This is a genomic window from Flavobacterium sp. PL12 (assembly GCF_039123485.1).
Lineage (GTDB): Bacteria > Bacteroidota > Bacteroidia > Flavobacteriales > Flavobacteriaceae > Flavobacterium > Flavobacterium weaverense.
Genome location: NZ_JBANDI010000006.1, coordinates 1 through 12,246, shown reverse-complemented (window position 1 = coordinate 12,246; position 12,246 = coordinate 1). Strand labels below are relative to the sequence as shown.

General features: G+C 33.0%; 9 protein-coding genes. 3 read left to right on the top strand and 6 right to left on the bottom strand.

Features of this window, described 5'->3' with window-relative positions; translation table 11 throughout:
• The first annotated feature begins 13 nt into the window (after nt 1-13).
• Nucleotides 14-748 carry a head GIN domain-containing protein gene (locus tag RCH19_RS04325; RefSeq protein ID WP_343022190.1) on the top strand — a complete coding sequence of 245 codons (735 nt, stop codon included), beginning with the start codon at nt 14-16 and terminating at the stop codon, nt 746-748.
• A gap of 31 nt (nt 749-779) precedes the next feature.
• Here RCH19_RS04325 and RCH19_RS04320 read toward each other — a convergent pair whose 3' ends face one another.
• The 6 genes from RCH19_RS04320 to RCH19_RS04295 form a co-directional block, all read right to left on the bottom strand.
• On the bottom strand, nt 780-2,105 hold the full coding sequence (locus RCH19_RS04320; protein WP_343022189.1) for an MFS transporter: 1,326 nt from the start codon (nt 2,103-2,105) through the stop codon (nt 780-782).
• 183 nt (nt 2,106-2,288) lie between these two features.
• Entirely contained in the window at nt 2,289-3,101 is an 813-nt protein-coding gene (locus tag RCH19_RS04315; protein WP_343022188.1) for a M48 family metallopeptidase, read from the bottom strand.
• An 88-nt stretch (nt 3,102-3,189) separates the two neighbouring features.
• A complete protein-coding gene (locus RCH19_RS04310) occupies nt 3,190-5,589 on the bottom strand; it encodes a glycoside hydrolase family 31 protein (protein WP_343022187.1) in 2,400 nt (799 codons plus the stop codon).
• 175 nt (nt 5,590-5,764) lie between these two features.
• Nucleotides 5,765-7,669, bottom strand: a complete 1,905-nt coding sequence (gene glgB / locus RCH19_RS04305) for a 1,4-alpha-glucan branching protein GlgB (protein WP_343022186.1) — start codon at nt 7,667-7,669, stop codon at nt 5,765-5,767.
• A 64-nt stretch (nt 7,670-7,733) separates the two neighbouring features.
• Nucleotides 7,734-9,014 (bottom strand): glucose-1-phosphate adenylyltransferase, encoded by a 1,281-nt coding sequence (locus RCH19_RS04300; RefSeq protein WP_343022185.1) that lies wholly within the window; start codon nt 9,012-9,014, stop codon nt 7,734-7,736.
• Entirely contained in the window at nt 9,011-10,432 is a 1,422-nt protein-coding gene (locus RCH19_RS04295) for a glycogen synthase (RefSeq protein WP_121925124.1), read from the bottom strand. Before RCH19_RS04295 ends, RCH19_RS04300 begins: the two co-directional genes overlap by 4 nt.
• Before the next feature lie 170 nt (nt 10,433-10,602).
• Between RCH19_RS04295 and RCH19_RS04290 the strand changes: the two genes are divergently transcribed.
• Both RCH19_RS04290 and msrB read left to right on the top strand, forming a co-directional pair.
• Nucleotides 10,603-11,466 carry an alpha/beta hydrolase gene (locus tag RCH19_RS04290; RefSeq protein WP_343022184.1) on the top strand — a complete coding sequence of 288 codons (864 nt, stop codon included), beginning with the start codon at nt 10,603-10,605 and terminating at the stop codon, nt 11,464-11,466.
• A gap of 53 nt (nt 11,467-11,519) precedes the next feature.
• Nucleotides 11,520-11,912: a peptide-methionine (R)-S-oxide reductase MsrB gene (gene msrB / locus RCH19_RS04285; protein WP_343022183.1), complete on the top strand. Its 393-nt coding sequence runs from the start codon at nt 11,520-11,522 to the stop codon at nt 11,910-11,912.
• Nucleotides 11,913-12,246: the final 334 nt, after the last annotated feature.

Genomic DNA, 12,246 nt, shown 5'->3' with positions numbered 1-12,246 from the left:
ATCAAAAAAAATTATGAAAAAATCAATCCAATTAGCACTTACTTGTGCACTATTATTCACAACAGTCTCAAATGCCCAATGGTTCTCTAATCAAAGAATTAAGGGAAACGGCAAAGTAGTTTCTGAAAAAAGAGTAACTGCAGCCTACGACAAAATTGCAGTAATAGGCTTTTTTGATGTAGAATTAATTGCTGGAAAAGAGGGGAATATTACTTTGAACGGCGAAGAAAATTTATTGCCATATATTAAAATTGAAGTAGTAAATCAAGAACTTAAAATCAGCACCGAAAAAAATAAAAATATAAGCACCAGTAATGGAAAGAAATTGTTGATTACGGTTCCATTTGAAAGTATTAGTCAAGTTTCTTTAACAGGATCAGGTGATATCGATACTAAAAATACTATTATGGCTAATAAATTTGCTGTTAAGCTAACAGGTTCTGGAGATTTAAGATTAAGTATTGAGTCAAAAGATTTAGATGTGACGCTAAATGGCTCAGGAGATATCGTGCTTAATGGTAAAACAGAAAATATCAATAGCGTTCTAAGTGGCTCTGGTGATATAAAGGCTTCTAAAATGAAATCTAAAAACGCCAATGTAACTGTTTCTGGATCTGGTGATAGTTCGGTTTTCTGTTCAGAAAGTATTTATGCAAGGGTTTCTGGATCGGGTGATATTAAATATAGCGGTGATCCTCAGAAAAAAGATACTAAAGTTAACGGCTCAGGTGATATCACTAAATTGTAATTAAAAATAGATTTTATAGTAAGGTGTTTTATTAATTTAAAACACCTTTTTTTGGCACTCTATTCAACAGAATAACAGCTATTATAAAAAAGATTGCCAATGAAGCTATTCCGAATCTAGGACTTCCAGTAATTTGATCAATTATTCCGTAAACCATCATCCCAATTACTATTCCGATTTTTTCTGCCACATCATAAAAGCTAAAGAAAGATGCTGTATCCTGAGTTTCAGGAAGTAGTTTTGAATATGTAGAACGCGATAATGCTTGAATTCCGCCCATTACCAGACCAACCAAAGTAGCCATTACATAAAATTCGATAGGTTGCGTGATAAAAAATGAGCCCGCACAAAGCAAAACCCAAAAACAATTAATAAAAATTAATGTTGGTATGTTCCCAAATTTTTCAGAAGCCTTGGAAGTCAACAATGCTCCTACAATGGCAACAAGCTGAATTAATAAAATACATATTATGAGTCCTGTAGTGCTTTCCTCTTTTGAGGACCACTCAATTTCTTGAGCACCAAAATATGTAGCAACTAACATCGCTGTTTGCACAGCCATACTAGATATAAAAAAACTTCCTAGGTATCGTTTAAGCGCAATATTAGCTTTAAGCAAAATCCAAACTTTCATTAACTCCTTAAAGCCATTGAAAATTAAGTGATGCGTTACTTTTTTATCATCTTTTCTGTTACCCTTTGGTAAGTAATAATACGAATATTGACTAAAGATTATCCACCAAACACCAACCATCACAAAGGAATATCGCATCGCCTTCATTGCCGCTTCACCTGAACTACCTGTAATTCCAAATATAGTGGGCTTCATAATCATTGCTAAATTGATTACAAGTAAAATTACGCTTCCCACATATCCCATTGAATATCCCTTTGCACTAATTTTGTCTTGCTGCTCTACAAAAGAAATATCAGGTAAATAGGAATTATAAAAAACTAAACTTCCCCAATACCCTATCAAACCAAAAAGATAGAAACTTAATCCAATATATATGTTATTTAAATTGAACCAGTACAAACCCATGCACGAAAGTGCTCCAACATAACAAAAGAATTTCATAAACGACTTCTTATTACCCGCGTAATCTGCTATTCCAGATAATAATGGAGACATTACAGCAACGAGTAAAAAGGCAATGGCCGTTACAAAACTTATGAGCGCTGAATTTTTTAAGCCAAAACCAAAAGCATTGATGTAATGACTTCGATCAGAAAATAAGGCTTCATAAAATATTGGAAATATTGCCGATGCAATGGTTAAAGTATAAACAGAATTTGCCCAATCATAAAAAGCCCAAGCATTTAATAATTTCTTACTTCCTTTTGGTAAATCAGACATAGTAGATATTTTGAGTTGCGAATTTATTTAATTTTATCCAAAGAAAAAGTATAGTTTTATTAAAATAGCAACAAGCTTAGCTTATTACTCATCAATAACTTTAACAATCAATAGCAATTTTAAAACAAAAAAAAGGCTAAACTCAAATGAGATTAGCCTTTTTTAAAATTATCTAAAAGAAGATTATTTTATAACTCCAACTTTAGCAGCCATTGCTTTAGCTTCTGGAATTAATACTTTTAAATTTGCAATTCTTGTAGCATCAGAAGGGTGCGTACTCATAATCTCTGATGGCGCTTGACCAGATGATTGTGATGCCATTCTTGTCCAGAAAGTAATAGACTCCTCAGGATTATATCCAGCGATAGCCATTAATGTAAGACCAATTTTATCAGCTTCAGTTTCGTGACCTCTACTAAAAGGTAACATTACTCCTACTTGAGAACCAATCCCGTAAGCTTGATTCCAAATTTGTTGCGTTTGCTCACTTTTACCAGAAGTAGCTGCAGAAACACCTACACCGATAATTTCTTGTAACTGACCTGCGCTCATACGCTGAGCACCATGATTAGCTAATGCGTGAGAAACTTCATGACCCATTACTGTTGCTAAACCTGCATCAGTTTTTGTTACTGGTAAAATACCAGAGTAAACAACGATTTTTCCTCCTGGCATACACCAAGCGTTTACTTCTTTGTTATCAATTAATTTATATTCCCAACGGTAGTCTTTTAAATACTGTCCTTGTCCTAGGTAAATTAAGTATTTTTCAGCAGCAGCTTTTATTCTTAAACCTACATTTTCTACTTTTCTTGCATCGGCAGTTCCAGTAATAACTTTATTTTCTTTCAAAAAAGTGCCATACTGTTGAAACGATGAAGGAAACAATTCACTATTCGAAACAAAGTTCAAACTCTTTTTTCCCGTAATTGGATTAGTCGCACAAGAGTACACTAAACCTAACGCGCATATTCCTAATAATATATGTTTTTTCATAATCTAAGATTTAATTTATTGGACAAATATACACTGTTAACAAACTTTAACATTTATATAATTTAAACATAATGTTTCATTATTATTGTTATTCACCTATAATACGTAAAGCGGTAAATCCTTTATCAACAATCAAATAACTCTCTTTTTCTAAAGTTTCTCTATCAAACAAGAATTCAACATTGTCAATTTGAATTGCCTTGATTGCAAAAGGAAGTCCAATAAGATTAATTTTATATTTTGAATATTGTGTATCGTACTTCCCCTCTTTATGGACTTGAACAATTAGCTCATTATCTTTTCCATTTGTTTGAAATGACAAAAAGCTATACCTACCCTTCTTATAATCGTATCCATCTTGAGCATCTTCATATACTACAGACTTTTCTTTGCCAAGTTTATAATAAACATCTAATGACAACTCATCAAATTCTAGTTCGCCCACATATTGCTGAACGGGATACTTCGGAATTATAGCTCCTGCTTTAACAAAAATTGGAATTTCATCAAACTTGGTATCAATCCAAATTTCTTTTCCACCTTTACAATATTCATTTGTCCAGTAATTATACCAATCACCTCTTGGAATATACATCCTTCTTCCTAATGCATTTGGTTCTAAAATAGGGCAAACTAAAATTTGATTTCCAAATATAAATTCATCGTTTCGATAATGCGTTTGAATATCTTCTTGATCAAAATATACTAATGGTTTCAACATAGGAATACCTTGTTCGATATATTGCCAAAACATCGTGTACAAATACGGCAATAACTGATATCTTAAGTTCACAAATTTTCTTGTGATATCAATAACTTCCTCGTCAAAAGCCCAAGGTTCTTGATCTCCATGATCTCCTGAAGAGTGTGTTCTACAAAAAGGGTGAAAAACACCTAGTTGAATCCATCTCGCATACAATTCGCCAGAAGGCTGTTCTGCAAAACCACCAATATCAGAACCGGTGAATCCCATTCCAGAAATCGACATTCGCTGCATTTGTATGTTCGCAATCCATAAATGTTCCCAAGTAGCAATATTATCTCCCGTCCAAGAGGAAGAATAACGTTGCGCTCCTGCATAAGCAGATCTCGTTATAACAAATGGTCTTTTAGGATAAGCGAATCGCTTCACTCCATGATACGTCGCTCTTGCCATTTGAGTACCATATATATTATGTGCTTTTCTATGACTACACGGATTTCCGTCATAATCATGTCTTACATCCATTGGAAAAGTCTTATTGGGAACTTCCATAACGGCAGGCTCATTCATGTCATTCCACACGCCTTTTACTCCAATGTCTGAAATTAATTCCTTGAATAATCCTGCCCACCATTCTCGCACAACTGGATTTGTGTAATCTGGGAAATTACATTCTCCTGGCCATACTTTTCCTTTCATATAAGGACCATCAGCTCTCTTACAGAAGTAATCTTTCTCTAAAGCTTCTTTGTAAACAAAATATTCTTTATCAATTTTTATTCCTGGATCAATAATAACAACTGTTTTAAAACCATCTTCAGCTAATTCAGCGACCATTCTTTTAGGATCTGGAAAATACTCTTTGTTCCAAGTGAAACAACGAAATCCTTCCATATAATCGATGTCTAAATACAAGGCGTCACAAGGAATTTTCAACTCTCTAAATTTTGCAGCTACCTCTTTTAAATTACTTTCTGGATAATAGCTCCATTTACATTGATGATAACCCAGAGCCCACAAAGGCGGTAATTCTGGTTTACCTGTCAGATCTGTGTAAGTAGTTACCACATCTTCCATTTGGGGACCATAAATAAAATAGTAGTTCATTTCACCACCTTCAGCCCAATAACTAGTTACATTTCTTCTTTCATAACAGAAATCAAAATAGGTTCTAAATGTATTATCAAAGAAAATTCCGTAGGATTTTTTATTATGAAGCCCGATATAAAAAGGAACAACTTTATATAAAGGTTCTTGATCTTTTTGAAAAGCATATTGATCAGTTGCGAAATTCTCTAATCTTTTTCCTTTCAAATTTAGCTGTGTAGCTTTGTCACCAAGCCCGTAAAAACACTCACCATCTTTCGATGTTTTGCTCATTTTTACAATATTACCTCCTAGTTCATAGCTTTCTTCCCAGTGAAAACCAAGTTCATCTTCTAAGATAATGCAGTCATTTAAATCAAAAATTGACAATCTCATATCAATTTTCTGTATCTTACATTTGACTTTACTAGTCTTTATTTGGTAATAATCATCTTCATCAGTAACTTCTAAAAAATTGTATCCATGAGTGTGACTTTTATCAATTGCATACGAAAAGTCATTACTGAAATATCCTTTGGTAGTAAATCTGAATCGAATTAAACTATCTCTTAATACGGTTACCTTCAAGATCACACTATTATCTGTATAAAAACTCACAGAATCTACCTCATGGTCATAAGAAACAATTTTTGTGGGATATAAATCTCCTTTATATTCTAATTCTGTATTTGTAATCATTTTTTATAATATTAATTTTATTCAAATTTGGGTTGTCAAAAATACAAAATTACTTCGCATTCAGTTGTTTATGAATATTTATTCACGAAAACGTTATAGCTACTCCTTACTTAAAATAAATAATGACTCTCAAAAAAGTGAGAATCATTACTTATACCTTACTCGGTAATTTTTTTTAGATTTTAAAAACAGATACACTTAATGGTGCTAAAACAAGCTCGGCTGAGTAATCTCTACCATCGTATGGCATTGCTTGAATAGCGATTTTTTTGATGTTAGAAACACCGCTTCCTCCATACATTTTTGCATCACTATTAAAAATCTCCGTTAATTTTCCTTTCTTAGGAATTCCGACGCGATAATTAGTTCGCACGACTTCTGTAAAATTACAAACAACGATAACTGATTCTTTAGGCTTGTTCCCTTTTCGAATAAAAGAAATCACTGCATTTTGATGATCTGAATAATTAATCCATTCAAAACCTTCTTGGCTAAATTGCTTCTCATACAGTGCAGGTTGCGTTTTGTATAAATTATTTAGGTCAGTTATTAATTTCTTCACTCCTTCATGAAACGGATATTGTAACAAATGCCAATCTAAACTTCCTTCAAAATTCCATTCGCGACTTTGTCCAAACTCACATCCCATAAAAAGTAATTTTGTGCCAGGATGCGTAAACATATAGCCATACAATAATCTCAAATTAGCAAACTTTTGCCACTCGTCACCTGGCATGCGTTCAGCGATTGATTTTTTACCGTATACAACTTCATCATGCGAGAGCGGTAACATAAAATTTTCTGAAAAGGCATAATTCATAGAGAAAGTTAAATCATTCTGATGATATTTTCTGTAAACAGTATCTCTTTTAAAATAGTCTAAAGTATCGTGCATCCAACCCATCATCCATTTCATACCAAATCCTAAACCACCTATTGATGTTGGTCTTGAAACCATTGGATAAGAAGTGCTTTCCTCTGCGATAGTTTGAACACCTTCAAAATTAGAGTAAACAGCTTCATTAAATTCTTTTAAGAAACTTATGGTGTCTAAATTTTCTCTTCCACCATAAATATTTGGCTCCCACTCTCCATCATTTCTAGAATAGTCCAAATACAACATTGATGCAACAGCATCTACTCTAAGTGCATCTGCGTGGTAATATTGCAACCAAAAAAGTGCATTACTTATTAAAAAGGAGCGTACTTCATTGCGACCGTAATTAAAAACTAGACTTTTCCAATCCGGGTGATAACCTTTTCTACGATCTGGATGTTCAAATAAATTAGAGCCATCAAAAAATCCTAAACCATGTGCGTCATCAGGAAAGTGAGAAGGAACCCAATCGAGAATCACTCCTATACCAGCTTCGTGCAGTTTATCAACTAGAAACATGAATTCTTGTGGATTTCCAAAACGAGAGGTGGGTGCAAAATAACCTACTAGTTGATAACCCCATGACGGATCATAAGGATATTCCATAATAGGCATAAACTCAACATGCGTAAATCCAGTCTCCTTTACATAATTTACTAGATCTTCCGCAAATTCGACATACGTTAGAAATCTGTTTTCGCTGCTGTGTCTTTTCCATGATCCTAAATGAACTTCGTAAACTGAATAAGGTTTATCTAATCCATTATGGTTTTGACGTGTTTTCATCCACTTTTCATCGCCCCATTTGTACTCTAAGTCCCAAATAACCGATGCTGTATGCGGTGGTTTCTCACAGTAAAAAGCAAACGGATCTGCTTTTTCTGTAATTACGCCATTATTGCTAGATTGTATTCTATACTTGTATGTAGTGCCTTTTTTAACATTAGGAATAAAACCTTCCCAAATACCAGATGAATCCCATCTCACTTCCAATTGATGTTCGCCAGACGTCCAGAAATTGAATTCGCCAATAACTGATACAGAATGAGCTGTAGGAGCCCAGACAGCAAAGTAAACTCCGTCGACTCCATCAACTGAGATAAGATGTGCACCAAGTTTTTCATACAAGCGAAAATGCTTTCCCGCTTTGAACAAATCAATGTCAAAATCCGTGAAAAGAGAGTGCGAAATAACTTTATTCATAGTTCGATTTTGTAATTCTCTTTATCAAAAGAATATTAATTTTTAGCAATAACAGTTTTTACATTTATTTGATAATGTAATTATCTGGAATAACTGCCCCTTTTTTAATTACTACTATTCCGTCTTTAATGGCGTACAATTCATTAGAAAAATCCCCTAAGTGCGCACCACCGTTTATGTAAACATCATTACCAATTCTACAATTTTTATCCACTAATGCATTATTTATAAAACAACGCTCTCCAATACCAATTAAATTTCTCTTGTTTACGATGTCTTCATTCATATCATCAATATTCTGATACAAATCATTTCCCATCACGTAAGAATTTTGAATTATGGTTCCATCTCCTATTCGAGATCTAATTCCTATGACGGATCGATTAATTTCTTTTGCATTTAATATACAACCTTCAGAGATAAGCGATTTATCGACAATAGTTTTTTGAAATTTAGAAGGAGGAAGCAATCTAGGTCTTGTATATATCTTATTTTCATTATCAAATAAGTTGAATTTTGGCAAATCTTCTGTTAGCCCAATATTTGCCTCAAAAAAAGAATTAATATTACCTATATCAGTCCAATATCCTTCGTATTGATAACTCAAGATTTTTTTATGACCTACAGCTTGTGGAATAATTTCTTTACCAAAATCTTTAGTTTCCTGATTAGACATAATGTCAATCAACAATTTTCTATTGAAAATATAAATACCCATCGAAGCTAAGTAATGTTTTCCTTCACTCTTCATTTGGTCACTTACATCAGATTCCCATTCAGGTAGTAATTCTTTAGCTGGCTTTTCAATAAATGATTCGATAAAACTTTCAGAATTAGTTTTAAGAATTCCGAATTCTGGTGCATCTTTAGCATTAACTGGTAAAGTAGCAATAGAAATATCAGCTTCATTGTTGATGTGCGCTTCAAGCATTTCATTGAAATCCATTTGATATAATTGATCTCCTGAAAGTATTAAAGCATAATCAAAATCATGATTTAAAAAGTGTGGCATACATTGTCTTACAGCATCGGCTGTTCCTTGAAACCAAGTTGGATTATCAGGAGTTTGCTCTGCGGCAAGAATATCAACAAATGCATGACTGAAAACACTGAAATTATAGGTGTTTTTAATGTGTGCATTCAATGAAGCAGAATTAAACTGAGTCAACACAAACATCCTGTAAATATCAGAATTCATACAGTTTGATATCGGAATATCTACTAATCTGTATTTTCCTCCAATCGGTACTGCTGGTTTAGATCTTGTTTCGGTTAACGGATATAATCTTGAGCCTTGTCCACCCCCTAATATAATTGCAATTACATTTTTCTTTTTAGCCTTCATATTTTGTTACTTATTAATTTGTATATCTCTATGTATTCTTGGCAAACTCGCTCCCATGAATGGTCCGTGTTCATCCCTATTTTTCTAATTTTATTGAATTGCTTTTTATCATTAAAAAGATCTACTGCTCTATCAATGGAATAGCAAATATCTCTCACGCTTGCTTGGTCATGACAAATACCATTTCCGTTATCTCCAAAATCTATTACGGTGTCCTTTAATCCACCTGTTCTTCTTACTATAGGAATCGTACCGTATCTAAGTGAATACATTTGGTTTAAACCGCAAGGCTCAACACGTGATGGCATCAGTAGGAAATCTGAACCTGCATAAATTAGATGCGCTAATTCTTCATTATAGCCAATAAAAGTATTGTAATTTCCTTTGTAATCATGCAATAAACTATTGAGCTGCTTTTCAATAGTTGTGTTACCAGAACCTAATATCAAAATATTTATTTGTTGATAATTTTCAGATAAAGCTAGAGCTGAAGCATGGGGTAATAAATCTCCTCCTTTTTCCTCTAATAATCTTCCAATGAAGCTAAAAAGCGGTTTACTAGGATCTAAATCAAAAAGTTTACATAGCTTTTCCTTGTTTTTTTGTTTACCAAGTTCGAAATTTTTGATAGAATAGTTTTTTTCTAACGCAGAATCTTTTTCAGGGTCCCACACTTCGATATCTATCCCATTCAAAATTCCTTTTGACTTATAACGAACTAAATTAAACAAGGATTCTAATCCATTAGCTGAATAATTAATTTCATTTAGATAATTTGGAGAAACCGTAGTCACCGCCCATGCACATTTGATACCTACTGCCAATGAGTTAATGCAATTATCCCATTCTAAAACGTGAACGTGCGCTAAATCAAAATGAGGTAAATAATATAATTTATCAAAACTGAATTGACCTTGATACAATCCATTATGAATTGTAATCATTGAGGGCACCTCTTTAAGTTTATTATACTTGTGGCAGTATAACATCATAAAAGGTATTAAACCCGTATGATGATCGTGACAATTAATTACATCTGGCACTGAACCTCTTCCAATAATCCAATCTAAAGTTGCAATTTGAAATGATAAAAAGCGTTCGATGTCATCCTCATAACCGTAAACATCTTTTCTATTAAAAAGATCTGGTATTTCTATCAAGTAGAGTTCAAAACCCAGCATATCCGTGGTTTCTTTAAGAACATTAAAAGGAAAACTAAAATTACCTAATTTCACATGTCCCCAATGAACACACTCAAAATCATTTTCACTTTTAAATTTTGTATCATAACCTGGTACAACAACCCTTGCAAGATGTCCAGCATTATTTTGATATTTTGGTAGCGCTCCTACAACATCCGCTAATCCACCCACTTTGGCTACCGGATAACATTCAGCACTAATATGAAATATTTCCATAAATGAAATTTGATTTTATAATTAATTCTAGTACGATCATCGCAATTACGCTTTATTTGTCCCTTTTATGTTAATAGCAATAAATACGTTTGTAAAAAATACTACTTTTATGTTTTTCTAAATTTACTAAAAAAAAATTAACATCATTGCCCGATTGAAAATTTATTGATATGACAAAAAATAGTTCTGTACATACACAATCTTTAAAAATTCCTAAGATTATGTTAGTAACATGTAAATTAATCTCTTTAATTTCACCAAAACTCATTACACTCTTTGCTTCTAAATTATTTACGACTCCAATAAAACATAAAATTCCTAAAAGGGAGTTAGATATGGATCGTAAAAGCACACAAAAGTTAATTAACATACCAGAGATTGGTAAAGAAATTGTTCTGTATCAGTACGGAGATAGCAAAAAGAAAATACTACTAGTTCATGGTTGGTCCGGTCGAGGAACACAATTATTTAAGATAGCTGATGAATTAGTAAAACAAGGATATTCTACAATAAGTTTTGATGCTCCTGCTCATGGTAAGTCTCCAGGAAAAATGACAATTATGACCGATTTTATTAGCTCGATTATGGAAATCGATAAGCAATTCGGACCATTCGAAGCTGCGATCGGTCACTCCTTAGGGGGAATGTCTGTTCTAAACGCTATAAAAAGCGGTTTAAAAGTTAATAAAGCTATTGTAATAGGAAGCGGTGATATTGTCCAAGATATTTTAGATGATTTCGTTGCTAAATTAGAGTTAAAGCCAAATATTAGCACACTATTACGTTTGCATTTCGAAAAGAAATATGGTGAAGAGATGAATAGCTATTCTGCTTATATCGCTGCAGCAAAAGCTACTATTCCTGTATTAGTTATACATGATCACGATGATCCAGAAGTTCCTGTCAAGGCAGGAATTCATATCCATAAATATTTAAAAAATGGAGAATTGATGTTAACTCATGGTTTAGGACACCGAAAAATTCTAGGAAATAATGCCGTAATTGAAAAAACAATTACGTTCTTAGATAAATAGAAAAAAGATAATTATTATAATACTGAAAAAAGACTAACTTAAATTGTAAAGAAATGAAATATCCATTAGAAAAATCAGAGGAACAATGGAAGGCAGAACTTGGAGAAGAACGTTATAGAATTCTTCGAAAAAAAGGAACTGAATATCCACACACAGGAAAGTACAATTTAAACTTTGAAAAAGGTACTTACGCGTGCGGGGCGTGTGGTGAATCATTGTTCGAAAGCAATACTAAATTTGACGCGCATTGCGGTTGGCCTTCTTTTGACGAGTCAATACCTGGAAAAGTAGAATATATCTCCGATGTAACTCACGGTATGAAACGCACAGAGATACTGTGCGCTAATTGCGGAAGCCATTTAGGTCATGTATTTGATGATGGACCTACAAAAACCGGACAACGTTACTGTGTAAACTCTCTATCAGTTGATTTCAAGGAGGAATAGTAAGATTGTTATTCTTTATTAGCTTGGATAGTTCATACAATGTTGGAGAGATATAAATATAATAATATTGTAAAGTTGAGTGAGGTTTTCATTTAACAATAGGATACAGGTTTATAAATGTTCTACTATTTTATGAGATCTAACCGGCTTTACTATTTTTCAAGTACCTTAAATTGAAAGAATACTTTAATCCTCTTTCTTCTTATTATATTTAACTAATCATTGTTGTCCGATATAAATAAATAAAAAAAGAAGCCAAAAAGATGGCTTCTTTAAATGAATCGTAAATTTGTGTTTCGACATACAAAATACGATGGGTAAAAGTAATTATTTT

Excerpts from the sequence above, each read along its gene's own strand:
- RCH19_RS04325 (WP_343022190.1), top strand. The coding sequence starts at position 14 with ATGAAAAAATCAATCCAATTAGCACTTACTTGTGCACTATTATTCACA.
- RCH19_RS04320 (WP_343022189.1), bottom strand. The coding sequence starts at position 2,105 with ATGTCTGATTTACCAAAAGGAAGTAAGAAATTATTAAATGCTTGGGCT.
- RCH19_RS04315 (WP_343022188.1), bottom strand. The coding sequence starts at position 3,101 with ATGAAAAAACATATATTATTAGGAATATGCGCGTTAGGTTTAGTGTAC.
- RCH19_RS04310 (WP_343022187.1), bottom strand. The coding sequence starts at position 5,589 with ATGATTACAAATACAGAATTAGAATATAAAGGAGATTTATATCCCACA.
- glgB (WP_343022186.1), bottom strand. The coding sequence starts at position 7,669 with ATGAATAAAGTTATTTCGCACTCTCTTTTCACGGATTTTGACATTGAT.
- RCH19_RS04300 (WP_343022185.1), bottom strand. The coding sequence starts at position 9,014 with ATGAAGGCTAAAAAGAAAAATGTAATTGCAATTATATTAGGGGGTGGA.
- RCH19_RS04295 (WP_121925124.1), bottom strand. The coding sequence starts at position 10,432 with ATGGAAATATTTCATATTAGTGCTGAATGTTATCCGGTAGCCAAAGTG.
- RCH19_RS04290 (WP_343022184.1), top strand. The coding sequence starts at position 10,603 with ATGACAAAAAATAGTTCTGTACATACACAATCTTTAAAAATTCCTAAG.
- msrB (WP_343022183.1), top strand. The coding sequence starts at position 11,520 with ATGAAATATCCATTAGAAAAATCAGAGGAACAATGGAAGGCAGAACTT.